Annotated in this window: 23 protein-coding genes; 12 read left to right on the top strand and 11 right to left on the bottom strand. The window is 32.2% G+C overall.

The window, feature by feature from the left end; translation table 11 throughout:
• Nucleotides 1–111: 111 nt before the first annotated feature.
• On the bottom strand, nucleotides 112–1,959 hold the full coding sequence (locus N1F78_RS15500; protein WP_406684081.1) for a tetratricopeptide repeat protein: 1,848 nt from the start codon (nucleotides 1,957–1,959) through the stop codon (nucleotides 112–114).
• 179 nt (nucleotides 1,960–2,138) lie between these two features.
• On the opposite strand from N1F78_RS15500, the gene guaA reads away from it, so the two are divergent.
• The 4 genes from guaA to N1F78_RS15480 all read left to right on the top strand — a co-directional run bounded on the left by guaA (nucleotide 2,139) and on the right by N1F78_RS15480 (nucleotide 6,655).
• Nucleotides 2,139–3,674 carry a glutamine-hydrolyzing GMP synthase gene (guaA, locus tag N1F78_RS15495; protein ID WP_406684080.1) on the top strand — a complete coding sequence of 512 codons (1,536 nt, stop codon included), beginning with the start codon at nucleotides 2,139–2,141 and terminating at the stop codon, nucleotides 3,672–3,674.
• Between the two features lie 271 nt (nucleotides 3,675–3,945).
• The gene (locus tag N1F78_RS15490; RefSeq protein ID WP_406684079.1) at nucleotides 3,946–5,862 is read left to right on the top strand and encodes a LysM peptidoglycan-binding domain-containing protein; all 1,917 of its coding nucleotides are present in this window, start codon (nucleotides 3,946–3,948) and stop codon (nucleotides 5,860–5,862) included.
• Nucleotides 5,863–5,945: 83 nt separating this feature from the next.
• A complete protein-coding gene (locus N1F78_RS15485; protein ID WP_406684078.1) occupies nucleotides 5,946–6,422 on the top strand; it encodes a DUF922 domain-containing protein in 477 nt (158 codons plus the stop codon).
• On the top strand, nucleotides 6,422–6,655 hold the full coding sequence (locus N1F78_RS15480) for a DUF3820 family protein (RefSeq protein ID WP_406684077.1): 234 nt from the start codon (nucleotides 6,422–6,424) through the stop codon (nucleotides 6,653–6,655). Before N1F78_RS15485 ends, N1F78_RS15480 begins: the two co-directional genes overlap by 1 nt.
• 53 nt (nucleotides 6,656–6,708) lie before the next feature.
• Here the strand turns inward: N1F78_RS15480 and N1F78_RS15475 are convergent, their stop codons facing one another.
• The 6 genes from N1F78_RS15475 to N1F78_RS15450 form a co-directional block, all read right to left on the bottom strand.
• A complete protein-coding gene (locus N1F78_RS15475) occupies nucleotides 6,709–7,842 on the bottom strand; it encodes a TlpA family protein disulfide reductase (RefSeq protein WP_406684076.1) in 1,134 nt (377 codons plus the stop codon).
• A 282-nt stretch (nucleotides 7,843–8,124) separates the two neighbouring features.
• Nucleotides 8,125–8,505 (bottom strand): DUF4345 domain-containing protein, encoded by a 381-nt coding sequence (locus N1F78_RS15470; protein ID WP_406684075.1) that lies wholly within the window; start codon nucleotides 8,503–8,505, stop codon nucleotides 8,125–8,127.
• Between the two features lie 60 nt (nucleotides 8,506–8,565).
• A complete protein-coding gene (locus N1F78_RS15465; protein ID WP_406684074.1) occupies nucleotides 8,566–9,276 on the bottom strand; it encodes a helix-turn-helix transcriptional regulator in 711 nt (236 codons plus the stop codon).
• A gap of 82 nt (nucleotides 9,277–9,358) precedes the next feature.
• A complete protein-coding gene (locus N1F78_RS15460; protein WP_406684073.1) occupies nucleotides 9,359–9,610 on the bottom strand; it encodes a hypothetical protein in 252 nt (83 codons plus the stop codon).
• Complete coding sequence (locus N1F78_RS15455) at nucleotides 9,603–9,998, bottom strand: hypothetical protein (protein WP_406684072.1); 396 nt, start codon at nucleotides 9,996–9,998, stop codon at nucleotides 9,603–9,605. Before N1F78_RS15455 ends, N1F78_RS15460 begins: the two co-directional genes overlap by 8 nt.
• An 11-nt stretch (nucleotides 9,999–10,009) precedes the next feature.
• The gene (locus N1F78_RS15450) at nucleotides 10,010–10,555 is read right to left on the bottom strand and encodes an RNA polymerase sigma factor (protein WP_406684071.1); all 546 of its coding nucleotides are present in this window, start codon (nucleotides 10,553–10,555) and stop codon (nucleotides 10,010–10,012) included.
• Nucleotides 10,556–10,939: 384 nt separating this feature from the next.
• Between N1F78_RS15450 and N1F78_RS15445 the strand changes: the two genes are divergently transcribed.
• From N1F78_RS15445 to N1F78_RS15435, 3 genes are all read left to right on the top strand, one after another.
• Nucleotides 10,940–12,577, top strand: a complete 1,638-nt coding sequence (locus N1F78_RS15445) for a CTP synthase (RefSeq protein ID WP_406684070.1) — start codon at nucleotides 10,940–10,942, stop codon at nucleotides 12,575–12,577.
• A 70-nt stretch (nucleotides 12,578–12,647) separates the two neighbouring features.
• Nucleotides 12,648–14,543, top strand: a complete 1,896-nt coding sequence (gene yidC, locus N1F78_RS15440) for a membrane protein insertase YidC (RefSeq protein ID WP_406684069.1) — start codon at nucleotides 12,648–12,650, stop codon at nucleotides 14,541–14,543.
• Between the two features lie 181 nt (nucleotides 14,544–14,724).
• Nucleotides 14,725–15,429 (top strand): toxin-antitoxin system YwqK family antitoxin, encoded by a 705-nt coding sequence (locus N1F78_RS15435; protein WP_406684068.1) that lies wholly within the window; start codon nucleotides 14,725–14,727, stop codon nucleotides 15,427–15,429.
• A gap of 106 nt (nucleotides 15,430–15,535) precedes the next feature.
• Here N1F78_RS15435 and N1F78_RS15430 read toward each other — a convergent pair whose 3' ends face one another.
• Nucleotides 15,536–17,821 carry a fasciclin domain-containing protein gene (locus tag N1F78_RS15430; RefSeq protein ID WP_406684067.1) on the bottom strand — a complete coding sequence of 762 codons (2,286 nt, stop codon included), beginning with the start codon at nucleotides 17,819–17,821 and terminating at the stop codon, nucleotides 15,536–15,538.
• A 185-nt stretch (nucleotides 17,822–18,006) separates the two neighbouring features.
• On the opposite strand from N1F78_RS15430, the gene mnmA reads away from it, so the two are divergent.
• The 5 genes from mnmA to N1F78_RS15405 all read left to right on the top strand — a co-directional run bounded on the left by mnmA (nucleotide 18,007) and on the right by N1F78_RS15405 (nucleotide 22,643).
• Entirely contained in the window at nucleotides 18,007–19,194 is a 1,188-nt protein-coding gene (gene mnmA / locus N1F78_RS15425; protein ID WP_406684066.1) for a tRNA 2-thiouridine(34) synthase MnmA, read from the top strand.
• An 8-nt stretch (nucleotides 19,195–19,202) separates the two neighbouring features.
• Nucleotides 19,203–20,144 (top strand): NAD(P)H-dependent flavin oxidoreductase, encoded by a 942-nt coding sequence (locus N1F78_RS15420; RefSeq protein ID WP_406685695.1) that lies wholly within the window; start codon nucleotides 19,203–19,205, stop codon nucleotides 20,142–20,144.
• Nucleotides 20,145–20,430: 286 nt separating this feature from the next.
• Nucleotides 20,431–21,807, top strand: a complete 1,377-nt coding sequence (locus N1F78_RS15415; RefSeq protein ID WP_406685694.1) for an MATE family efflux transporter — start codon at nucleotides 20,431–20,433, stop codon at nucleotides 21,805–21,807.
• 15 nt (nucleotides 21,808–21,822) lie between these two features.
• The gene (locus tag N1F78_RS15410) at nucleotides 21,823–22,050 is read left to right on the top strand and encodes a hypothetical protein (RefSeq protein ID WP_406684065.1); all 228 of its coding nucleotides are present in this window, start codon (nucleotides 21,823–21,825) and stop codon (nucleotides 22,048–22,050) included.
• A 17-nt stretch (nucleotides 22,051–22,067) separates the two neighbouring features.
• Nucleotides 22,068–22,643 (top strand): phosphatase PAP2 family protein, encoded by a 576-nt coding sequence (locus tag N1F78_RS15405; protein ID WP_406684064.1) that lies wholly within the window; start codon nucleotides 22,068–22,070, stop codon nucleotides 22,641–22,643.
• An 8-nt stretch (nucleotides 22,644–22,651) separates the two neighbouring features.
• Here N1F78_RS15405 and N1F78_RS15400 read toward each other — a convergent pair whose 3' ends face one another.
• The 3 genes from N1F78_RS15400 to N1F78_RS15390 are packed head-to-tail and all read right to left on the bottom strand — an operon-like array spanning nucleotide 22,652 to nucleotide 24,763.
• Entirely contained in the window at nucleotides 22,652–23,059 is a 408-nt protein-coding gene (locus N1F78_RS15400) for a hypothetical protein (protein ID WP_406684063.1), read from the bottom strand.
• Between the two features lie 14 nt (nucleotides 23,060–23,073).
• Nucleotides 23,074–24,150 carry a methylmalonyl Co-A mutase-associated GTPase MeaB gene (meaB, locus tag N1F78_RS15395; RefSeq protein WP_406684062.1) on the bottom strand — a complete coding sequence of 359 codons (1,077 nt, stop codon included), beginning with the start codon at nucleotides 24,148–24,150 and terminating at the stop codon, nucleotides 23,074–23,076.
• A 58-nt stretch (nucleotides 24,151–24,208) separates the two neighbouring features.
• The gene (locus tag N1F78_RS15390) at nucleotides 24,209–24,763 is read right to left on the bottom strand and encodes a DUF2911 domain-containing protein (protein WP_406684061.1); all 555 of its coding nucleotides are present in this window, start codon (nucleotides 24,761–24,763) and stop codon (nucleotides 24,209–24,211) included.
• Nucleotides 24,764–24,862 lie beyond the last annotated feature (99 nt).

The following is a 24,862-nucleotide window of genomic DNA, read 5'->3' as shown; positions in this document are numbered from 1 at the left end:
ATACAAACATAGACTTGATGTTTTAGCACTAAAAATTTCTAGGGGGTACAAAGGGGGTACACCTTTTAAAGCTAATGTTTAAAAGGGCTTCGAAGAGTTGTTTAAAATAGCTTATAGAGCTAAAACTATGTATTCTAGTGAATCTTGAGGGGTTAAATTCATTTTTTTTCTAAGGCGTTGTCTAGCTTTTTTAACACCATCCGCAGAAATATTAAGTATGGTGGCGATTTCCTTTGAAGACATGTTCATTTTTAAAAGTGCCATTAGACGTAGTTCATTTTTGGTTACTTCAGGATATCTAGATTTCACATTAGAGCTGAAATCTTTATGAACTTGTTCAAAATATTGGGTGAAATTTTCCCAGTTTTTGTCGTCATGCTGATCAAAATTGATAGTTTTAATCAATTCTTGATAACCTTTATCTTCTTTTGAAGTAGCTTTAAATGCTTTAGCTTGTTGTTTTAGGTTTTCTAAAACCTCATTCTTTTTAGCCAAATGTAATGCGTGTGTGGTGAGCTCTTTCTTTTTAAAATCCAGTTCAGATTTTACACGTTCTTTTTCCAAACGGTTGCGTTTTATCTTTTGTTGTAGCGCATAATACCCTAAACCAAATAGTAAAATAGAAAGAACAAGTCCACCACCCAAAAGTATGCGCTGTAAATTATTTATTTGGGCTTCTTGTTCTAAAAGTGATATTTCTGTTTCCTGTTGTGCTATTTGCAATTCTTTTTTCTCGGTTTCATAAATAGTCTTTAACTCCTCAATTTGTTTGGATTTTTCAATGACGTATAAACTATCTTGTAAAAATTTGAATCGTGCATGATCTTCTAAGGCTAATTGAAATTGATTTTGTTTTTTATAAATAAGTGAGCGTAGTTCAAGAGAATTCAACAAGTTTAAAGGTGTGTTTACAGAATCGGAAAGGTGAATAGCCTTATTGGCATATTTTAAAGCCATTGCAGTATTACTGTTGTAATTATAATTTTGACTTATTCGGTATGATACTTGAATGACATCCAAAACACGATTATGCTTTTCTCCAATGTTCAGAGCTCGTTCCAAATAAAAACGACTCTTTTCAGTCTGATTAAGGCCCATGTATGTTGTTCCAAGTTGTTTAAGCGCAAAGCCCTCTATAACAGGATTAGTTACTTCACGTGCTAGTTCAAGTGCTTGAGTAAGTACTTTTTCTGCCTTACTAAAAGCCTCTAATTCATTATAATAACCTCCAATATTGGAGAGACTTTGCGCTAAAAAATTTTTATCATTTTCGATTCTATAAATGGCTGAAGCTTCATTAAGAAATTTAATGGCATTATCATAATTAGCTAAATCTCCTTCAATACGCGCGATTTCTGATAATACATCTGCTTTTTCTAATTGACGATCGGGGTCATCTAAAAGGTTTAATGCTTTAAAACAATATTCTAGAGCTAACTTGAAATCTCCTTTTTGTCTATAGATTATCCCCATAAAACTATAGCTCAAACCAATGCTAGTCGAGTCATTCTCTCCTAGATTTATATTTTTTTTTGTGAGTTGCAAAGCCAGATCATGGTTTCCGCTTTCAAGGGCTAAACTGGCATATGCACTATTTACTAAAGTAACTCCGTGTACAATATTATTTTTTTCAAAAATGGTTTTAGCTTTTTCCCAGTAAAAGGTAGCAGAATCTTTTTGTCCTAATTGCCTGAAACTGGTACCAATATTAAAATTGGCATATCCTATTTCCCGAGTTTCTTTTAACTCTGTAGCTAATTCCAACATGTTAAAAGCATATTGTTTTGCCAATTTTGGGTTGTTATATAATACCGAATAGTAAATTTTGTCTAGTGTTTTGACCTTGTCTGCATTGTCTGTTAAACTGCTATAGGTTTTAAGTAAACTATCAGTTTCTTTAGTGTTTTGGGTAAAACTAGAAAGGGGAATTATTAAAAGGATTAAAATGAAATTCTTCATTAATAAGATCGGTTGGTGTTTTATAAAAATACTTTTTTATTTCCTGTAATTCAAAATACATGTTGAAGAATTAGAATTTGATTTTAAGCGCTTAGTTATTCACAAATTAATGTTTAAAAAAATATGGAAAAAGAAGCACTCCAAATTCCTCATTATAAAATCAATTATTACTTTTGCGCATGCAACATGACAAGGTATTAATTTTAGACTTCGGATCGCAGTACACACAACTTATTGCACGTAGAGTTAGGGAACTCAACATATATTCCGAAATACACCCATTTAATAAAATTCCAAATAGTTTAAAAGAGTATAAAGCTGTTATACTTTCAGGCAGTCCAAACTCTGTTAGAGGTGAAGATGCTTTACACCCAGATTTATCAGAGATTCGGGGTAAAAAGCCATTATTGGCAGTATGTTACGGTGCTCAGTATTTGGCGCATTTTTCAGGTGGAGAAGTGGCACCTTCAAATACACGTGAATATGGACGTGCTAACTTATCCTTTATAAAAGGGAATGAGCCGTTTTTTGCTCATGTACATACGGGTAGCCAAGTTTGGATGAGTCATAGTGATACCATTAAAAAATTACCAAAAAATGGAGTTTTAATTGCTAGCACACATGATGTTGAAAATGCGGCATATAGAATTGATGGTGAAGAAACTTATGCAATACAGTTTCATCCAGAAGTATATCATTCTACAGATGGTAAACAGGTTCTTGAGAACTTTTTGGTTAGTATTGCAGGTTTAGACCAAGATTGGACACCAGATTCTTTTATTGAAGAAACGGTTGCTGCCATTCAGGACAAGGTAGGTAATGAAAAAGTAGTTTTAGGCTTATCAGGAGGTGTAGATTCTACAGTTGCAGCTGTGTTATTAAACAAAGCAATAGGTAAAAACTTATACTGTATTTTCGTTAATAATGGATTGCTTAGAAAAAATGAATTCGAAAGTGTTTTAAATCAATACGAAGGTATGGGACTTAACGTAAAAGGGGTTGATGCTTCTGAACGTTTTCTAGAGGCCTTAAAGGGTATTGAAGATCCAGAAAAAAAGCGTAAAGCCATTGGTAATGCTTTTATTGAAGTATTTGATGACGAAGCACATAAAATAGAAGATGTTACATTTTTAGCTCAGGGTACTATTTATCCAGATGTTATTGAAAGTGTATCAGCTACCGGAGGACCTTCAGCAACTATAAAAAGTCATCATAACGTTGGAGGTTTACCAGATTTTATGAAACTTAAAATTGTTGAGCCATTACGCGCAATTTTCAAAGATGAGGTACGTAGAGTAGGTGCTACTTTGGGTATTGACCCAGAGCTATTAGGGCGTCATCCTTTCCCTGGGCCAGGTTTAGGAATTCGTATTTTAGGAGATATAACCGCGGAAAAAGTTCGTATTCTTCAAGAGGTAGATGCTATTTTTATTAATGGGTTAAAAGAGTGGGGGCTTTACAATGATGTTTGGCAAGCGGGTGCTATGTTATTACCTGTGAATAGTGTTGGTGTTATGGGAGATGAGCGTACTTATGAAAAATGCGTTGCGCTTAGAGCTGTAGAAAGTACAGACGGCATGACTGCAGATTGGGTAAATTTACCTTATGAGTTTCTTCAAAAAACATCAAATGATATAATAAATAAGGTAAAAGGCGTTAATAGAGTAGTTTATGACATTAGTTCAAAGCCACCTGCAACTATTGAGTGGGAATAGTTTGGTGACTTTGCTATGAACATGGTGTCATAACATTAAAATAAGAATATGCCAGTTCCAAATATTTTTAAACTATTTATAATGTTTAAGTCATCTTAATATTACAAAGTATCGTATATATTAGCGAGAGTTTAAAAATACTATCAGGCTGTTTTACTATATCTTTTATTTTTTGGCACATTATGTGCTTAAACAAAAAGTAACATAAGATGTGTTTACCTTGAGAGGAGTTGAAGGGCTGCCAATCTTAACGCAATAAATAATAAAGTTTATGACTAAAATCTTTTCCATTTTTTGTTTTCTGTGTCTTTTTAGTTTTAATCAATTGCAGGCTCAAAATTATAGTACGCATAAGGTTAAAAAAGGCGAAACTATAGAGGAGATTGCAAAGCGCTATTATGTAACACCGTTTGATATTTATAGTCTAAACCCAGAAGCAAAAACGGGGTTAAAGGCTAATACCATATTAATAATTCCCAAGTCTAAGGTTGAAATAAAAACAACCATAGTAAAAGAACTTCAAGGTTTTAGAACTCATAAAACAAAAAGAAAAGAAACGCTTTATAGTTTAGCTAAAAAGTATAATGTAGAAGAAGACGAGATTAAAAAGCATAACAAATTTTTATATGCAAATCCGCTAAGGAAAGGCGATAAGTTACAAATCCCCATATTTAAAACTACAGAGGTTGTAGAACAGATAGAAGCCAATAAAAAATATATAGTGCAGCCTAAAGAAGGCAAATGGCGCATAGCTTATAAATTTGGAATTACTATTGCAGAATTAGAAGCTTTAAACCCAGACATGGGAGAAGTTTTAAAAGAAGGGGAGGAAATCATTGTACCAAATATTGAAAATGAAGCAGAGAAAGAAGTAGATGATAAATTTAGTTATTATAAAGTCTTGCCGAGAGAAGGGTTTTACCGTTTAAAACTTAAGTTAGAGCTGGAACAAGCAGAATTAGAAGCCTTAAATCCAGGTTTGGCAGAAAGTGGTTTAAAGGTAGGTATGATTCTTAAAATTCCTTTTAATAAAGCACTTTCTGGTGAAGAAGAAAATAGAATTAGCTTAGTTGATAGCATCTCAGATTATTCAACTAAACATATTGCTTTAATGCTTCCTTTTAGGTTAAATAGAGTAGACTTTGATTCTATTTCTGGTACCAAAAGAAGTATTAAAAGGGACCCGTATTTAGATGCTTCTTTAGATTTTCATTCTGGTGTTTTAATGGCCGTTGATTCATTGAAAAAGTTAGGCATTTCACTTAAACTTGATGTTTATGACACCAAGAATCAAGTAAGCGAGGTGTCACAAATTATCAAGGATAATGATTTTGAAAATGTTGATGCTGTTATTGGTCCGCTAACATCTAAAACATTTGAAAAGGCAGCTTCAGAATTAAGGAAATATCATGTTCCTGTAGTATCCCCAATTGGTACTAATTTAAAATTGTATGATAATGTGTTTCAGTCAAGAGCTTCTACAGATTTAATTAAGAGTAGGGTAATAAACTATGTTAAATCTGATTCCTTATTAAGTAATATTATAATCATTTCAGATTCAAAACACATGGCTATATCTAATAGTTTAAAACAAGAATTTATTGCTGCTAAACAAGTGTTTTCTAGAAAAGATAAAGAAGGTGTAGATAAATATTTTGTAGGCAGACAGGATATAGAAGATTTTTTAAAACCTGGAAATAACATCGTTTTTTTAGAAACAAAAGACGCTGGGTTTGTATCTAACGTTACAAGCGTTTTGGCATCTTTAATTCAAGCGGAGAATGAAGAAGAAAAGATAGAGCAAAGAGACATAATTTTAGTTACAACTAACTTTAATAAAGCATTTGAAGGTGATGAGGTTTCAAATGAGCACTTATCTAAGCTTCAGTTTCATTATGCCACTACATCTAAAAGTTATGATGAAAGTGATACATTTGCTAAAAACTATTCCAGAAAATATCATATAACACCTAATAAAAGAGCTGTTAAGGGCTTTGATTTAACAATGGATGTGGTACTTCGTTTAGTATCTTCAGAAGATTTGTTCATGTCTGTTACTAAAGCACCAGTTACAGAATATGTTGAGAATAAGTTTGCCTATAAAAAGAAAATGTTTGGTGGTTATTATAATGATACGGTGTATTTAGTTAAGTATCAAGACCTAACTATTGTAGAGGTAAAACAATAAGCTAAGGTGTACTGCGTTTTAGGTTTGTGATTAGAGTTTTTATTATTTTATGCAGTTTTCTTCTGATTCAAGACCAACCAGTAATGTCTTGGAAATCATCTTACAAACTATCATGGTCCGATTTTAAAGATAGACCTAATCATAGTTCAAGTGCGGTAGCTGTTACCGCATCCGGAATAACACTAGGGTTTTCTGTTAAAGAAACGGCATCAGAGGTTATTGATTTTTCTACCGAAGTTCATGCGCATTTTTATCCAGAACAATCATGGTATAAACCAGAAAGAGCTAACAAACATATATTAGGGCATGAACAATTACATTTTGATATTACAGAGTTGCATGCCAGAAAACTTAGGTATAGAATTAGTAAATTAAAAGTATCAAACCGTATTAAAAGTGAATTAAGAGCACTTAGAAAAGCCATAAACTCTGAAGTTGAGCTTATGCAAAATAAGTATGATACTGAATCTGATTATTCTAGAAATTTTGAAGCTCAAGCCAAATGGGAAGCGTATATTGCACAAGAACTTAAAAAATTTTCTAAGTACAAATCTAATTAATGATTCCAGATAAAGATTTTCTTTTAAAATTGGCACATACCAAAATGCCATATGGTAAATATAAGGACCGTTACTTAATTGACCTGCCAGAATATTATGTGGTTTGGTATCACAGAAAAGGTTTTCCAAAAAACAAATTGGGAGACATGCTAACCACTGTTTATGAGCTTAAGGTTAACGGGCTAGAGTATTTGGTCAGGAATATTCAAAAAGCAAATTCCATAAATAATTAGTTTTTTTGTTTTATTACGATTTTTTCCTTTTTATCGAATTATGCCTTATTAATTTATTGTAATAGGTTGGCAAGTATTTCTTCTAATTCTATGCCATGAATGTCTTTAGCAATAATAATTCCATTGTTATCTACTAGAAAGTTTTTTGGTAATGAGGTTATGCCATAGTTAGAACAAATTTCATTAGAATAGCCATTAAGTGTGGAAACATTAATCCATTTCCTGAGATCTTTAACAATGGCATTTTTCCAATTTTCCTCACTATTCTCGACAGCATAACCAAAAATAACGAATCCGGAGTCTTGATATTTCTCATGAAGCATAACAAGCTCATCACTTTCTGCCCTACAAGGACCGCACCAACTACCCCAAAAATCCACTAAAGTATACTTGCTTAAATTTTTATATAATGTTTGTTCAGTACCGGAAACATCATTGGCAATTATCTCTGGAATTTTTCCACCAATGGATACCTGTTTCATTACCCGTATTTTTTCCAAAATGGTATTTGTCACTTCTAACCCTAGATGTTCTTTTGCAAAATCGGTTGTGAGTTTTTCATAAAATGTTATATCCTTGTCCCCATTCCATCTTAACATTGTAGGGTAAATGGCAATAGAGGTTCCCATTTTTTTTACGGCATGTATTAAAGTATCACGATAGTTTTCTTCCGCCTGAACCATTTGTGTTCTTAACTCTTCAATTAAATCTTTATCCTTCGGATCATTTTTTCTTAATAAAGGATAAAATCGCCCTCTTAGCGGATATACTGTTTTTTGCAAAATTTCTTTCCTGAATTTTTCATAATCCTCAAATAACTCCGTGTCTGGTGAACCTGAAACTTTAAATTTTCTATTCGGTAAAAAATTAATACTGATGTTTTGTAACGAATCTGCTATAAACGGGACCCGTATAGAATCATAGACACTTAGAATATAGAAGTGAGGTTCTAGGTTGTAGTTTGCAATGAAGGTACTGTCATTTTGGACAGTTAGTGTATCTACTACCTCATACTTTTTACTGTTTAGGTCTGAGACTTTATATAATAAAATATCTCCTGGGTAAATTTCAGAAACTTTACCTTGAAGTGAAAAAACAACATCCTTCTTATTTTTTTCGCTTTTACAAGAAACTAATTGTGCGAGCACAAAAATGATGAAAGCTGATCGTAAAATTGCATTATTCATTTTTTTATAGGGTTGGTTGCTGTTCTAAAGTTAATGATATAATTATAAAATAAGGTTTTCTAAACTAAAGAATAAAGTAGTGTTCTAGTCAAATTCTTCAAAAATATTGTATAAGTAAGATAACTTTAGTTATTCAAAATGTTTGTAAAATCATTAAAAACTAATTGCTTAAGTTTTGTTTGCTTATATTTTTATATTTAATGAATTGCCACATCTTTAAGGATACATTTGCAATTACAAGGGGTATATTGGGTGGTTGATTACTAATCTAAATATTCTACTTTAATTAATAATTAAAAATATTACACATGCAAGGCCAAAAATAATTTCAAATAAAACACCTTGAACAATTTGCCTATTTGGTTTACCGTCCACAGAAAGGCTAATAATCCTCCCAATGGCGAACCCAAGAAAAATCAAAGCAGCCACTATTAATGAAGTAAATGTCAAATTTTTATGAAATATACCTAGGCAAGTAATAATTCCACCACAAAGCATTACAGAACTGATTCCTCTTATTTCATTTAAAAGGTTAGTGTCATTTTCTATTTTAATCCCAGAGTTTTTGAAATATGTTTTAATGGGATGTGTAAGACGTGAAATACCAACAAAAATGAGTAAAAGACTTGATAATGATAAGACAATGATTTTTAAAATTTCCATATTATTATGTTTTAAGGTTATTATAATGCAAACATAAAACGGACTGGTGACAAAGATGTGTCAGGGGTGTTTTTGGGTTTTTACATATTTATCAAAATACTCTTTTATGGTCATATTATGTGGATTAAACGTTTCATTTTCTAAAACAAGTTTTTTAATAAAATCTATTCTAAAGTGCCTGAAGTCATTACGTAACCTGCAATTGGCAATTAAAAGAAAGTCGCCATGGATACTATATATAGCAAAGGGTTCAATGCTTCGAGTGGTTTGGTTGCTTTTAGTGGAAAAGTATTCAATGGTTAATACTTTAGAATGCGTAATAGCAGATTGAATCTGCATAAGATTGTTACTTGTTTTTTCTTCTTTATTGTTTCCGCCAAAGTAAATTCTGTCTGCCAGTAAATCGGCATTTCCTTTTTGAGAATATCGTAGCATGGCTTTAATTTTCTCTATGGCACTAGACATATTTTTAACAAAAGACAAGTCTTTGTTTTTAATTGCTAACTGTTCTATAGTAATTAGAGCATTGGCTTCATCTTCAGTAAAAAGCACAGGAGGGAGGTGATAGCCTTCCATTATAGAATAACCTTTGCCTTCTTCAGTTACAATGGGTATTCCTGATTTTTCTAATGTTCTAATGTCACGATAAATGGTCCTTATGCTTACTTTGTGTCTTTCAGCAAGGTCTTTAGCAGTAATTATTCTTTTGGATTGCAGTTGCGTAAGAATAGCAGTTAATCTGGAAAGTCTTGGTTTCTCTTTTTCTTCCATTTACCTTTATAATTATTAGGTGCAATAAAAACATGTTTACATAGCGAAGGTAACGGAAAACAATTTCAAAATCTAGTTTGACTTACTCTAATTCTTCACAATAAAAACCTCTAGAACTTACTTGTTCAATAATATCTTCTTGTTCAATATTGTTATTAGTTTCAACCCTTAACACTTTGTCTATATCTTCAAGATCTATAGACCATCGTACAATATCAGGATGAGCATTAAAAAGCAGTTTTAAGGTGTTTACGGCAGGCTTAGATTTAATATTGGTTTTTAAAATATGAATTCTAGCAGCCTTTTTTCGGCTTTGATAAAACGGACTAATCATTTGTTTCTTGGTTTGAGCTTATACGTTCTTTATAGGCTTCGAAGGCTTTGTTTCCTTCTTCTTTCCAAAAATCATCATAATGTTTCCATTTAGAGAATTCACCTTTACATTCTTTGTCTTTTTTAGATTTTGATTTTTTAGAAGAGCTGTCTCCTCCAAAATTGCAGCCTCCAAGTAAAATTTTAAATAAGATAAAAACTCCAACGGCTTCCCAGAAAGTAAGAGTTGTTAGCCCAAAAATCATTGGCATTAACCAATTCCATAACCACATGATTATGAAACCAAAAAGTATGGCTAATCCGGTTAAAAAAACACCTCCAACAAGTATCATTCCTATTATTTCTCCTGGAGATTTCCCACGCATTTTATGTTTAAAGTAATTTGACATATCTATTTTTTTTAATTGTTAATTTCTTTTTTGTGTTTTAATGTTTTATATAATTGTGAGATAGCCCTGTGGCGTCTAGACATTAATGTGCCAACCGGGATACCCGTTTCTCTTTCTACTTCTTTATAGGTGTTGCCCTCAAAATCTATGGCTATTATAATATTTCTATAATCTAATTTTAGGTTCATTATGGCTGTTTTTAAAGCGGATTTCATTTGCTCAGGATATGAATTATCTGCAGATTCATAAATAAGTGAAGCAAATTCCATGAGTTTATTTTCATTTTGAGAGTTATAGTCTATAGTACTTTTTTTTGAGGCTCTCATAACATCTATAACTTTGTTTTTTATAGCTCTATAAACAAACCCTGCTACGTTATTTATGGGTGAATATCTATCAGCACTAGTAAATAACTTTAGGGCAACATCTTGAATGATGTCCTCTGCATCCTTATTTATGCTAGCTTTAAGATTAGAGCTTACATAAGTTTTAAGAGATGTATATTCCTCATTAAAAAACTCATTAAGCTTTTTACTGTTTTCTGATTGATGATTCATTAAAGACACTTTTAATAGGCGCTTCAATTATAAAGACGCAATTTTTATATTCTATTGCATTTTTCTTCTAATTATTTTTTAGAAGACGATTGAAAAATGAAAATGTTTCAAAAATTCATTTAAAAATGGTCAGATATAAAATGTTATAATTGTTTGGTTTTGTTTTTAACTGTAGCAAAACTATTATGGAGAGATGACAGAATATGTCAGAGGGTAAATTTATTTTTTTAAATTTCTTTTGGAATTGAAGAGACAGGCAAAGTATAAAAATTTATTAGGCGATGATTGTCTTAGTTTTGTTGAAAACTAGCTTTAAAATACTAAAAACTTATGTGCTAATAACTATTTTAATTTTGTAAATTTGCCTGCGTTTATAAGCGCAGTATGACAAACACAAAATACATTTTTGTAACCGGTGGAGTTACATCTTCTTTAGGAAAAGGAATTATAGCAGCATCTCTTGCTAAACTTTTACAATCTCAAGGTTATAGAGTTACTATTCAAAAATTAGATCCTTACATTAATGTAGATCCAGGAACTTTGAATCCGTATGAGCATGGAGAATGTTATGTAACTGAAGATGGTGCAGAAACCGATTTAGATTTAGGTCATTATGAGCGCTTTTTAAATGTACCTACAAGTCAAGCCAATAATGTTACAACGGGTCGTATTTATCAAAGTGTTATTCAAAAAGAACGTCGTGGTGAGTTTTTAGGTAAAACGGTTCAGGTTGTTCCGCATATTACCGATGAAATAAAACACCGGGTTCAACTTTTAGGCAAATCTGGTGATTATGATATTGTTATAACGGAAATAGGGGGTACGGTTGGTGATATAGAGTCTTTACCCTATATAGAAGCTGTAAGACAGTTACGCTGGGATTTAGGTGAAAATAATGGTATTGTAATTCATTTAACTTTGGTACCATACTTGTCTGCAGCTGGGGAATTGAAAACAAAACCAACTCAGCATAGTGTTAAAACTTTAATGGAAAGTGGAATACAAGCCGATATTTTAGTTTGTAGAACAGAGCATCATTTACCAAAAGATTTAAAACGAAAACTAGCCCTGTTTTGTAATGTTACAGAAGGATCGGTTATTCAGTCTATTGATGCTTCAACTATTTATGATGTTCCTAATTTAATGCTTGAAGAGGGGCTTGATAAAGTAGTTTTAGAAAAGCTTGATTTAAAAAGTACAAAGCCAGATATAACAAGATGGAATGAGTTTTTATCACGTCATAAAAACCCAAAAACAGAAGTAACTATTGGTTTAATAGGTAAGTATGTTGAACTTCAAGATTCTTATAAATCTATTTTAGAAGCCTTTATTCATTCTGGAGCGGCTAATGAAGTAAAGGTTAAAATTGAATCTATTCATTCAGAATATTTAAACAGCGATAATATAGAAGTAAAACTGTCTCATTTAGATGGAGTTTTAGTGGCACCAGGTTTTGGTGAGCGCGGTATTGAAGGAAAAATTGATGCTGTTAAGTTTGTTCGTGAAAATAATATACCGTTTTTAGGTATTTGTTTGGGTATGCAAATGGCGGTTATTGAATATGCTAGAAATGTTCTTAAAATAGAAAATGCAGATTCAACTGAAATGAACCCAGATACTACTAGCGCTGTTATAGATTTAATGGAAGAACAAAAATCTATCACAGATAAGGGAGGAACCATGCGTTTAGGAGCCTGGGCATGTGATTTAAAATTAGGTAGTAAAGTAAGAGATATTTATAAGGAAGAAACTATTAAAGAACGTCATAGACATCGTTATGAATTTAATAGCAATTATAAAGATCAATTAGAGGAAGCTGGTATGATTGCAACCGGATTAAATCCTGATACTGGTTTAGTAGAAATTGTTGAAGTAATTAATCACCCGTGGTTTGTTGGAGTACAGTATCACCCAGAATATAAAAGTACAGTTGCTAATCCACATCCTTTATTTGTGGCATTTGTTGCTGCCGCTTTAAAATATAAAAGCAAACAAAAAGGTGCCAGTGTGGCACAAAATTAAAATTGGATAGTTTATTGATAAGCTATAAATCATTCCTGCTTTGGCAGGAATTGTTTTAATTAATAATAAAATGGAAGAAAAAAAGTTAGACATAAATTCAATAATAGGTTTCGTACTTATCTTCGGAATTTTAGCTTATATGCTTTGGCAAAATCAGCCAACTCCTGAAGAGTTAGAAGCTCAGGAAAAAGCAAAACAAGAACAAGTTGAAGCAGAACAAAAGGTTAAGCAACAGGAGCAAACCAAATTTACGGCTGCATCTGAATACGAAGTTGGTCCTGAGGTGGATTCAATTCAGAAAATTGCTTTAAAAAATAAGTTGGGAGCCTTTGCGCTTTCAGCAATAAATGCTTCGGATAAGGAAACCAATATTGAAACTGATTTATTGGCTTTAAAGTTTAATAATAAAGGAGGTTACCTTTCTGAAGTTAGACTTAAAAAGTTTGTGAACTATGATTCTATTCCAATTTATATTATTAAGGATAATAATGTTGATTTCAATATTAATTTTGGAACGACAGATAGTAGAATTTTAAATACTCGTGATTTATATTTTGAACCACAGGTTTCAAAAAATGGCGAAAATACTATTGTTTCCATGAAGCTTAAAGTATCTGAAACTAAATTTTTGGAGTACAGATATGAGTTGAAACCAGATGATTACATGATAGATTTTAGTGTGAAATCTCAAGGTTTAAGTGATGTTTTTAATAGTTCTCAAGCCATTAATTTAGATTGGAAACTTAAAGGGTATCGTCATGCCAAAAGTATTTCTTATGAAAATCGTTATACAGATATTCACTATGAATTTGAGGGCGGAAAAGCAGATTATACTGGTGCTCGGGATGCTGATGAAGACATAGAAGATGTTGCTTGGATAGGGTATAAACAACATTTCTTTTCTTCAATTTTATTGACAGATTCTCCTTTTAAAACTGCAAACATTAAAACTGAAAATTTAGTTCAAGAGGAAGAAGTTGATACTGTTTATACTAAAATGTTTGCATCTAAATTGCCATTAGAGTTAAAAGGTGGTGAACTTAATGAATCAATGGATTGGTATTACGGACCAAATGACTTTAAGGTTTTAAATGCATATGATAGAAATTTAGACGAAATAGTACCATTTGGTTGGGGAATTTTTGGTTGGATTAACCGTTATGTGTTTATGCCCTTGTTTGCATTTTTAGGAGGTTTTATGCCTTACGGAATTGCTATTGTGGTTATGACTATTTTGGTGAAAATATTATTGTCTTTTGTACAATACAAGCAATTTTTATCTCAGGCAAAAATGAAAATTTTAAAACCAGAGTTAGATGCTATTAGAGAGAAGTACAAAGACAATAAAATGAAAGCGCAACAAGAAACTATGGCGTTGCAAACTAAGGCAGGAGCAAGTCCGTTGGCTGGCTGCTTACCAGCCTTAATACAGTTGCCAGTATTCTATGCTTTGTTTCAGTTTTTTCCTTCTGCGTTCGATTTAAGGCAGAAGAGTTTCCTTTGGGCTGATGATTTATCCTCTTACGATACAGTTGCTAACCTTCCATTTAATATTCCTTTTTATGGAGATCATGTTAGTTTATTTCCGTTGTTGGCATCTATTGCTATTTTCTTTTATATGCGTTTAACCACGGGACAAAATATGCAAGCGCAACCACAACAAGAAGGCATGCCAGATATGGCTAAAATGATGAAATACATGATGTATTTTTCACCAATAATGATGTTGTTTTTCTTTAATAACTATGCATCAGGGTTAAGTTTGTATTATTTCATTTCAAACTTAATTAGTATTGGAATTATTTTAGTAATTAAAAATTATATTCTTGATGAGGATAAGATTCATGCTCAGATTCAAGAGAATAAGAAGAAGCCTAAAAAACAAAGTAAGTTTCAAGCTAAAATGAAAGAAATGATGGAGCAGGCCGAAAAACAAAAACAAGCTCAACAAAAGAGAAAAAAATAAAGGGCTCCCTTTTGTAAAAGGGAATGAAGATTTCAGTTGTTAGTAATTGAAATTCGAAATAATACAATTAGAGCTGTTAAATTTATTTTGGCAGCTTTTTTGTTATACACAATTTGATAAATTAATCATCGTTTATATTTAATTAATTAACCCATAGTTTATAACTTTTTTACTTTGTTTTATGAAACTATTACATCCGATTATAATTCTATTCGTTTCACTATCAATATCTGCTCAATCTGTAAATCAATTCGATGACAATGGAAAGCGACACGGAACTTGGAAAAAGAATTTTGAAGACACAAAAGTACTTCGCTATGAAGGACAATTTGATCATGGAAAAGAAATAGGGCGCTTTAAATTTTATAAAAATATTAGGGGAAAAGCGGTTTTAACGGCGTCAAAAGAGTTTAATGCAGCAAATAATAAAGCTTTAGTGAAATTTTTCTCTTCTAGAGGAAAAATAATTAGTGAAGGAGAAATGGATGGTAAAAAGTATATTGGAACTTGGAAATACTATCACAATGATTCGGATAAATTAATGACCCAAGAGAATTATAATTTGAAAGGAAACCTTGATGGAGAACGTTTTGTATATTATTCAAATGGTCAAGTAGCTGAAAAGCAAAATTATGTTGATGGTAAATTAGAAGGAGAATCAGTTTGGTACTCCATTAAGAACGTTATTTTAAAGCAATTTGTTTATGTTAATGGTGAGTTACATGGTGTATCTAAATATTATAACCCCAAAGGAGAATTGATTGCAGAAGGAAGTTATAAACTTGGGAAAAAACATGGCATTTGGAAGTATTATGAGCATGGTAGTTTAGTTGAAGAAAAAGACTTTACGCCTAAATCAAAATATAAAACGAAAAAAGCTCCCTGATGAAGGGAGCTCTCCTTTTCATAGACAATTTTTAATTGAGAGATAGATAACTATATAATTAAATTAATTGTCTACTGCTAACCAATCAAACTAACTTGACTAAATTTTATCTTATTACTCGGTCTATAACATGTACAACACCATTAGCAGCTTGAATATCAACTAATGAGGTTATTATATTACTTGTTCCATTGCTGTTTGTGAGCGTAAAGTTTGAGTTATCTGCCGTTATATCACCTCCTAAAGTCATAACGGTTCCATTTGGTAATCCTCCAGATTGAATATTGCCACTAACAATATGTAAAAGTAGAACTGAATCAACGGTGCTAGTCGGTATATCTGTTAGTGCACCTACTTCTAAATCTGTTAATAAATTTCCAAATGCATCATTAGTTGGGGCAAAAACGGTAAAGGGACCAGCAGCTGAATCAGAAACTGTGCTAATATAAGGAACAGTAGGAGTACCAGTATCGGCATAGGCCAAAGTTTCAACTAATATTGATAATGCAGGATTACTAGTTGCAAAAGTAGCAATGGTAGGTAAACCAATTACCTTGTCTACAGCATGAATTACACCATTTGCAGCAACAACATCCGGTAAAGCTACGGTAGAAACACCATTGAACATAACACCATTTGACGTGTTATAGTAAATGCTCATTGGGTTATCTCCTGCTCCAGTTGCATTTGTTTTAGAGTACCCAGATCCAGCATTTAATAAATCACTAGAATATATAGTCCCATTTATAACATGATTTAATAATACTTGTGAAAGAGCATCCGTCGGAACATCACCTAGGGAAGCAAAATTATTATCCGCTAAAAAGCTCGTAAATCCATCATTAACAGGAGCTAATACGGTAAAAGGACCTTCACCACTTAATACATTTACTAAATCTCCATCCGCTGCACTTAAGGCAGCAACCAAGTTACTGAAAGAAGGGTTTGCTAGGGCATGATCTACTACACTAGGTAAACCAATAACCTTATCAACTATGTGGATAACACCATTAGTTGCTTCAATATCTGCATCACTTACAGTTGAAATTCCATTAAACACAACACCATCTGAAGTATTATAAAAAATACTCATGTTCATGTCACCTGCTCCAGTTGCATTGGTTTTAGCGTAACCAGAACCTGCAGAAATTAAATCACTAGACCTTACTTTTCCAGTAATGACATGGTTTAATAATACTTGTGCTAATATATCTGTTGGCACATCACCTAAAGAGGCAAAATTGTTTTCAGTTAAAAAAGCAGCAAATGCTTCATTACTAGGTGCAAGTACTGTAAACTCAGTTGTACCGTTTAATATTGAAACTAAATCGCCATCTGCTACCTGTAAAGCTGCTAATAGGCTGCTTAAACTTTCGTTAGCGGCCACTTTTCCAGCTATCGAATTGGGTAGGTTTGGTAAAACCACTTTATCAATTACGTGGATTACACCATTTGCAGCTTGAACATCAACTAATTGAATATTGCTAACTCTTCCATTTGCATCTGTTAAAGTAGCACCTCCGGTAACATTAGCAGTTATATCTCCACCTAAGGTTGAAACTGTCATATTATCTGTTAAGGCTGAAGAGCGTACATTGGCTTGGGCAACAGCATGAAGATCTAGAGTAGCTTTTAAGGTAGGTTCATCAATATCCGTTAAAGATGATACCCCTAATTCAGTTAACAAATCTGCAAAGGCTTGATTTGTTGGTGCAAATATTGTGAATGGAGCAGGGGTTGTACCATTAGATGTAGATAGTGTTGAAATATAATCAAAAGTTAAATCAGATCTTGTTAATGCTGAAACAAGTATGGAGAAATCATCATTGGTTGTTGCAAAGTCTACAACAGATGGTAAACCAATTACTTTGTCTACAATATGTATAACACCATTAGTTGCATCAATATCTGGTGTTGTAACCTTTGAATTACCATTTAATGTTACACCACTTGAAGTATTAATGTAAATACTAAGATTAGCTCCAGTGGTAGATTCTGTAGCGAGAGTGTTTCCATATCCTGTTGATAAGGATCCAGAAACTTGCTCACCTGATATAACGTGGTTAAGTAAAACTTGAGTTAAGACAGATTTTGGAATATCTTCCAGACTTGAAAAATTATTGTCTGCTAGGAATTGATTAAATGCATTATTAGTAGGAGCAAAAACTGTAAAGGATGCTGATGGATCATCTAAAACAGAGGCTAGGTCTCCGTCAGCAGCTAATAAAGCTTGAACTAAGGTACTTAAATCAGGAGTTGCAACTGCTAATTCCGTAATTGTTTCTGGTGTAATTACTACAACATTGTTGTCGTCATCATTACTACATGATATTACTAAAAGCGTAATTAGTAATAATGAAAATTTTTTGATAAAGGCTATTAAAGTTTTCATGATTAAAAGATTAATTAAATTATTTTGTTTAGCAAAAATATAAAAAAGTTAAACAAAAAACCAAATAATGTTTAAAAAAATTTAAAAAAGATTAAACAAAAATGTTTTAATAACAGTTTTGAGTTGCTCTTTATAAGTTATTTTCTTCATGAGAATATGTATCTTTGTGCATTAATTTAAATTACATGAAACGAGTCATTATAGGGCTTTCAGGGGGTGTAGATTCTAGTGTTGCAGCTTATTTGTTAAAGCAACAAGGTTATGAAGTTATTGGTTTGTTTATGAAGAACTGGCATGATGACTCTGTAACCATTTCTAATGAATGTCCATGGTTAGATGATAGTAACGATGCAATGTTAGTTGCAGAAAAATTAGGTATTCCTTTTCAAACGGTAGACTTAAGTGAACAGTATAAGGAGCGTATAGTTGATTATATGTTTAATGAATATGAAATGGGCAGAACCCCAAATCCGGATGTGCTTTGTAACAGAGAAATAAAGTTTGATGTATTCATGAAAATTGCCTTAGACCTTGGAGCAGACTATGTTGCTACTGGGCATTATTGTAGAAAGGGTGTTATTGAAAATAATGGTAAAAATATTTATCAATTACTTGCAGGAGTTGATAATAATAAAGACCAGTCTTATTTTTTATGTCAATTATCTCAAGAACAATTATCAAAAGCATTATTTCCTATAGGAGAATTAACTAAACCTGAAGTTAGAAAAATAGCCGATGAAATTGGGTTAATTACTGCTGATAAAAAAGATTCTCAAGGACTCTGTTTTATAGGTAAAGTTAAGTTGCCAGATTTTTTACAACAGCAGTTAAAACCAAAAGAAGGCGTTATTGTTGAAATACCAAAAGAGCAAGATATTTTTAAACAGGAATCACCTGTATTTATTTCCCAAGAAGAAAAATTAGAATACCTTTCTAGAAAGATTGATTATGATATTGAAATGGGAAAGGTTGTAGGTAAACATCAGGGAGCACACTATTTTACCAAGGGGCAACGAAAAGGTCTCGCGGTAGGAGGAACAGTAGAGCCTTTATTTGTAATTGATACTAATGTAGAAGATAATGTTATATATACAGGGCAGGGTAAAGAGCACCCGGGGTTATTGAAGAAAGCTTTATTTGTAACCAACGATGAATTACATTGGATTCGTGAAGATCTATCTTTAAATATAGATGAAACTTTAGAAACTGAAGTTAGAATAAGGTACAGGCAACCTCTTCAAAAAGCAATCTTACATAAAGTTAACTCTGGGTTATATGTTGAATTTGAAGAATACCAATCTGCCATAACAGAAGGTCAGTTTGTTGCTTGGTATATTAATGATGAACTAATTGGATCTGGAGTAATATCATAGTCATAATGATGTCTAATAGAATAACAAAACTTTTTGATATTAAATACCCTATAATTCAAGCAGGAATGGTTTGGAATAGTGGTTGGCGTTTAGCATCCGCCGCAAGTAATTCTGGAATTTTAGGGCTATTGGGAGCAGGATCAATGTATCCTGAAGTTCTAAGGGAACATATTCAAAAATGTAAAAAAGCAACAAATAAACCTTTTGGAGTAAATGTTCCTTTGTTATATCCTAATATCACAAAGATTATGGATATAATTGTTGAAGAAGATGTAAAAATTGTATTTACATCTGCAGGAAATCCAAAAACTTGGACTTCATGGTTACAAGAAAAAGGAATTTTAGTAGTTCATGTAGTAAGCAGTGTAAAGTTTGCTTTAAAGGCTCAAGAGGCAGGAGTTGATGCCATTGTTGCCGAAGGTTTTGAAGCTGGTGGTCATAATGGGAGAGACGAAACTACAACGTTAACTTTAATTCCAATGGTTAAAGAGCAAATAAAAATACCTTTAATTGCAGCTGGAGGAATAGCTACTGGAAGAGGTATGCTAGCTACCATGGTTTTAGGAGCAGAGGGAGTTCAAGTTGGTAGTAGGTTTGTGGCTAGTGAAGAAAGTTCTGCGCACCAAAATTTTAAGGAAGTGGTAGTTAAGGCTAAAGAAGGAGATACGCAGTTAACTTTAAAGGAGTTAGCTCCTGTACGGTTAATTAAGAACAAGTTTTATAATGAAGTGATGGCTCTATATAAAAAGGGACCTAATATTGACGAACTTAAAGAATTACTAGGAAGAGCGCGCGCCAAAAAAGGCATGTTTGAAGGTGATTTAGATAATGGTGAATTAGAGATTGGACAAATTTCAGGACTTATCAATGATATAAAACCTGTTCATGAAATAGTACAAGATATTCTATCAGAATTTAATTCAGCGAAAAAGGAGGTCTTCCAGTTTTAAAATGTAAATTAACTTGTTAAAGTTTTATAAATAAAAAGGAGGAAAATTATTTCCTCCTTTTTAATATCGAAACGTTCAAGACAATATTAAATCCCTAATAAAATAAAAGTCAAATGTTTCTATAATTTTTTTATCGCGCAGTAGTTTTACGGCTGTCAAATGTAAGAAAAATTACTACTAGATAAACATGTATTTTTATTAACTTATTAACATATGTTAATAAAATATGATTTTAATGTAAATTTTAAGATTGGGTAATGCAAAGGCTAAAGCCTACTTTTGGAAAATGCGAATGCAAAACTATATAAAGGAGTTTAAATATAATTGGCTTTTGGCCGCACCTGTAATGTTGGGTATGCTTGGGCATACCTTTGTAAGTTTTGTTGATAACATTATGGTAGGGCAGCTTGGAACTGCAGAACTTGCTGCAGTTTCCTTAGGTAATAGTTTTATGTTTATTGCTATGTCTTTGGGAATAGGTTTTTCAACAGCTATAACACCGTTGATTGCGGAAGCAGATGCAGAAAATAACTTTACAAAAGGAAAATCTTCTTTTAAGCACGGTCTCTTTTTATGCACCGTTTTAGGTGTTTTACTTTTTTTAATAGTACTTCTTGCTAAGCCTCTTATGTATCTAATGAAACAACCTGAAGAAGTGGTAGAGCTTGCAATTCCTTATTTAGATCTTGTGGCATTTTCTTTAATACCATTAATAATTTTTCAAGCTTTCAAACAATTTAGTGATGGTTTATCCATGACCAGATACCCAATGTATGCCACATTAATTGCAAATATTGTTAATATTATTCTAAATTATCTTTTAATATTTGGAAAGTTAGGGTTTCCTGCCTTGGGTATTGTTGGTGCCGCTTATGGAACATTATTTTCCAGATTTATAATGGTTGGTTATTTATGGTATTTGCTAAGAGGAAAAGAGAAATCTAAGGCTTACGTAACTAATATCAAGTTATTTATACTTGAGAAATTAATGATTAGAAAGATTATTAATTTAGGTGCACCTAGTGCCATGCAAATGTTTTTTGAGGTAGCTATATTTACTGGGGCAATTTGGTTAAGTGGTTTGCTAGGTAAAAATCCTCAAGCAGCCAATCAAATAGCTTTAAATTTATCTTCAATGACGTTTATGGTTGCCATGGGTTTAAGCGTGGCGTCAATGATTAGAGTTGGTAACCAGAAAGGCTTAAAAAATTATAACGAACTTAGAAGAATTGCATTTTCATTATTTTTAATGGGCACCCTTCTAGCCATCGGATTTGCTATATTTTTCTTTGCTTTACATAATTTTTTACCAAAGATATATGTAGACTTTGATGATGTTAAAAACCTTGCAGATAATACAGAGGTTGTGAAAATTGCGTCTAATTTATTACTTGTCTCTGCCGTTTTTCAAATTAGCGATAGTATTCAAGTCATAGTATTAGGGGCATTAAGAGGTTTGCAAGATGTTAAAATACCTACTCTTATTACTTTCATTTCATATTGGTTGGTTGGGTTTCCAATATGTTGGTTTTTGGGGAAGGCAGAAGCGTATGGCAGTTTTGGTATTTGGTTAGGGTTGCTAGCAGGATTATCTACAGCTGCAATTTTATTATATATTAGATTTAATTATCTAACTAAAAGGCTAATTTTGTCTGGTAACTAATAACAAAAAATAAAAATGTCATTACCAAAATTCATATTAGGTGATAATTCTGATTATCCAACAGCTATATTTGTTATACATACGGAATTCCCTAGATTTATCATAAATCTAGAAAATGATGAAGTAGAGTGGTTTGAAGATTTTGATGCTGAAGATCAAAAAGAATTAGAAGTAGAAACGGAAAATGCCATTAAATTAGCAACTGATTTTTATGATAATGAAATAGTTAATTACCAAGAATAATATTTTAAAGAGTTAACATGTTAGATGAAATTTTAAAATATGATACTGAGTTATTTTTATACTTGAATAATCTTGGAAGTGAAACTTGGGATTGGCTATGGTTAGGAATAACGAATAAATTTATTTTTGGCCCTATTCTAGGTTTGCTTCTATTGTTTTTATTTCAGAAAAATTTTAGCTGGAAAGGTGTTCTTATCTTAATGGTTATAGTTGCTATTATGATAACATTTACAGATCAAATTACTAATGTATTTAAACGTGGTTTTGAAAGACCAAGACCTTGTGGCGAATCTGATTTAATTGACCAAATGCGTTTTATTGCGGTTCGTTGTGGAAAATATGGTTTCTTCTCTGGGCATTCATCAAATTCTATGGCGGTAGCTATTTTTGGTGGTTTGTTGCTTAAAGCGTATTATAAGAATCTTATTTATATTTTGATTTTAGTAAGTTTAATTGTGGCTTACAGCAGAATTTATTTGGGAGTACATTATCCGGCAGATATTGTATGTGGATTAACGTTTGGTGCTTTTTCTGGTTTTATGTTCTATAAGCTAGCACGGTTTTTATTGAGTAAATATGCCTTGAAGAAATAATGTTATAATTAAATGCCTTCATTTTGTCTCTGTGCCTCAATAAATTCTACACCACACTGCAATTTCTTAGCCAATTTGGATGATGGCTCAACAATGAGCCAAAAAGGAGTTACCTCCATAATGCTTTTTCCAGTTATTATCTCTTCATAAGCCGCTTCAGAAGCTATTCTTAAAAATATGCCAGATGTAACGGGGCATGTTTTATCTGCACCATATTCAATTGCCAAATCATTTCTCATAGTAGACATATCTCCGGTTTTTCCAAAAGGAATACATTTTACATAATCATCAATAATCAGTGGTGTGGTGATAGGCATTTTACTTCCTCCAGGAATGTCAGCAAACTTCTTATCAATTGTCTTTAATATAAATTCTTTTTTAGTATCTCTTTTTTCAGTCCAGGTCTTTTTAGCCATGGTTTGTAGGGTTGTTATCTTTTTAGATTCAACAAATAATCAGCCGCTGTAAAAGGTGTCGTCTTATTTGTTTCAATAAGCTTTAACTGTTTTTTCAGTTCAGTTTGTATTTTAGGTTCATTAAAGAATTCAGACTTTAAATGTTCTTCTATTGTTTGAATTAGCCAGAACTTATTTTGCTCATTACGTTTTGTATTGAAATAATTGTTGCTGGTAGTGATCTCAAAATAATCTGAAATGATATCCCAAATGCTATTTATACCTTTATTTTCAATGGCACTGCAAAGGGTTACTTTTGGTAACCAATTAGATGTTTTTTTAGGGTAGAGATGAAGCGCTCTAGTAAATTCAGTCTTAGCAAGTTTTGCTGCCTTTAAATTATCACCATCTGCTTTATTTATTGCAATGGTATCAGCCATTTCAATGATACCACGTTTAATACCTTGGAGTTCATCTCCAGCTCTAGCAAGTTTTAGTAGTAAAAAGAAATCCACCATACTATGAACAGTGGTTTCACTTTGACCAACACCAACAGTTTCAATAATTATCACATCAAAACCAGCAGCTTCACATAGGGTGATAGTTTCTCTAGTTTTTCTTGCAACTCCTCCTAAAGAATCTCCCGAAGCGGATGGACGGATATAAGCATTCTTATCTTTTACCAAAGCTTCCATTCGGGTTTTATCACCCAAAATACTTCCTCCCGTAATAGTGCTACTTGGGTCTATGGCTAATACAGCAACACGCTTACCTAAATTGGTTAAATGCTTCCCAAAAGTCTCAATAAAGGTACTTTTACCAACACCTGGAACCCCTGTAATTCCAATTCTGAAGGATTTATTAGCGTGCGGAAGACATGCTTTAATAATAGTGTTTGCTTTTTCTAAATGCTTGTGGTTTTTACTTTCTACTAAGGTAATAGCCCTGCTTAATGCAGTAATATCTTGGTTTAAGATACCAGATATTAAAGCATCTGTTTTTAAAGTTTTACTTCTTTTATTTTTAAGATTTTCAATAGAATTAAAACCTGTGATTTCTGAAATAGAAACACCGTCTGTTTCTTGAAGCGCTGTTTTCTTTGATTTTGCCACTTAAAAATAGGTTGATAGGCTAAGATAATTAATTAAAAAGCCTAATAAAAGCAATTTTCTATTTTAAAGGAATTGCTATTTTGGTATCATCCCAAGCCATAGTTAGAAATAATCTATCTGTAGAATTATCAAAAGCAATAGTAAATTGTTCTACAATCGTTTCTAATTTTTGTACAGGAACGTCTACATTAATAATATCATAATTGGGGTCCCATAAAGGGTTCATTTCAGAATCTACACCCCATTGATATTCCTTGGAATTAAACATAACCGTCCAAGTAGAGTCTTTAGGGACTGTCCATAATGTATATTTTCCAACAGGTAAAGTCATACCTTGGATATCTAAAACCTTGTTAGTTTGAAATGTGGTTGCTTCATTGGCACCAGTACGCCAAACTTTGTTAAAAGGAACTAGAGCTCCAAAAATGTCTCTTTCTTTTTTATATGGCCTATTATAGAATACTTTTAACCTTAAATCATTCAATTCAAATTTTACAGTATCTTTAGGACTCAGGCGTTTATCAAAAATATTTTCTACAAATACAGAATACAAAAGCAATCCTAATGCTACTATAGATAAAAGGAATATAACACGTTTTAAGAAGGCATTCATGTTGAGGAGTTTTTTCGATATAAATATACTTTAAAAAGTAGAATTGACTAATGAGCAAACGTAAAATTATTAGCTTTTGTTATTTTGTTGAATTAAAAA

It is taken from the genome of Seonamhaeicola sp. MEBiC01930 (assembly GCF_045277075.1).
In the GTDB taxonomy this organism is placed as follows: Bacteria; Bacteroidota; Bacteroidia; order Flavobacteriales; family Flavobacteriaceae; genus Seonamhaeicola.
The sequence above is the reverse complement of the archived record's forward strand: the minus strand, read 5'-3'. Positions and strand labels throughout refer to the sequence as shown.

Bases quoted from the DNA above. Each gene is read 5' to 3' on its own strand.
- N1F78_RS15500 (WP_406684081.1), bottom strand. From the start codon at position 1,959: ATGAAGAATTTCATTTTAATCCTTTTAATAATTCCCCTTTCTAGTTTT.
- guaA (WP_406684080.1), top strand. From the start codon at position 2,139: ATGCAACATGACAAGGTATTAATTTTAGACTTCGGATCGCAGTACACA.
- N1F78_RS15490 (WP_406684079.1), top strand. From the start codon at position 3,946: ATGACTAAAATCTTTTCCATTTTTTGTTTTCTGTGTCTTTTTAGTTTT.
- N1F78_RS15485 (WP_406684078.1), top strand. From the start codon at position 5,946: ATGTCTTGGAAATCATCTTACAAACTATCATGGTCCGATTTTAAAGAT.
- N1F78_RS15480 (WP_406684077.1), top strand. From the start codon at position 6,422: ATGATTCCAGATAAAGATTTTCTTTTAAAATTGGCACATACCAAAATG.
- N1F78_RS15475 (WP_406684076.1), bottom strand. From the start codon at position 7,842: ATGAATAATGCAATTTTACGATCAGCTTTCATCATTTTTGTGCTCGCA.
- N1F78_RS15470 (WP_406684075.1), bottom strand. From the start codon at position 8,505: ATGGAAATTTTAAAAATCATTGTCTTATCATTATCAAGTCTTTTACTC.
- N1F78_RS15465 (WP_406684074.1), bottom strand. From the start codon at position 9,276: ATGGAAGAAAAAGAGAAACCAAGACTTTCCAGATTAACTGCTATTCTT.
- N1F78_RS15460 (WP_406684073.1), bottom strand. From the start codon at position 9,610: ATGATTAGTCCGTTTTATCAAAGCCGAAAAAAGGCTGCTAGAATTCAT.
- N1F78_RS15455 (WP_406684072.1), bottom strand. From the start codon at position 9,998: ATGTCAAATTACTTTAAACATAAAATGCGTGGGAAATCTCCAGGAGAA.
- N1F78_RS15450 (WP_406684071.1), bottom strand. From the start codon at position 10,555: ATGAATCATCAATCAGAAAACAGTAAAAAGCTTAATGAGTTTTTTAAT.
- N1F78_RS15445 (WP_406684070.1), top strand. From the start codon at position 10,940: ATGACAAACACAAAATACATTTTTGTAACCGGTGGAGTTACATCTTCT.
- yidC (WP_406684069.1), top strand. From the start codon at position 12,648: ATGGAAGAAAAAAAGTTAGACATAAATTCAATAATAGGTTTCGTACTT.
- N1F78_RS15435 (WP_406684068.1), top strand. From the start codon at position 14,725: ATGAAACTATTACATCCGATTATAATTCTATTCGTTTCACTATCAATA.
- N1F78_RS15430 (WP_406684067.1), bottom strand. From the start codon at position 17,821: ATGAAAACTTTAATAGCCTTTATCAAAAAATTTTCATTATTACTAATT.
- mnmA (WP_406684066.1), top strand. From the start codon at position 18,007: ATGAAACGAGTCATTATAGGGCTTTCAGGGGGTGTAGATTCTAGTGTT.
- N1F78_RS15420 (WP_406685695.1), top strand. From the start codon at position 19,203: ATGTCTAATAGAATAACAAAACTTTTTGATATTAAATACCCTATAATT.
- N1F78_RS15415 (WP_406685694.1), top strand. From the start codon at position 20,431: ATGCGAATGCAAAACTATATAAAGGAGTTTAAATATAATTGGCTTTTG.
- N1F78_RS15410 (WP_406684065.1), top strand. From the start codon at position 21,823: ATGTCATTACCAAAATTCATATTAGGTGATAATTCTGATTATCCAACA.
- N1F78_RS15405 (WP_406684064.1), top strand. From the start codon at position 22,068: ATGTTAGATGAAATTTTAAAATATGATACTGAGTTATTTTTATACTTG.
- N1F78_RS15400 (WP_406684063.1), bottom strand. From the start codon at position 23,059: ATGGCTAAAAAGACCTGGACTGAAAAAAGAGATACTAAAAAAGAATTT.
- N1F78_RS15390 (WP_406684061.1), bottom strand. From the start codon at position 24,763: ATGAATGCCTTCTTAAAACGTGTTATATTCCTTTTATCTATAGTAGCA.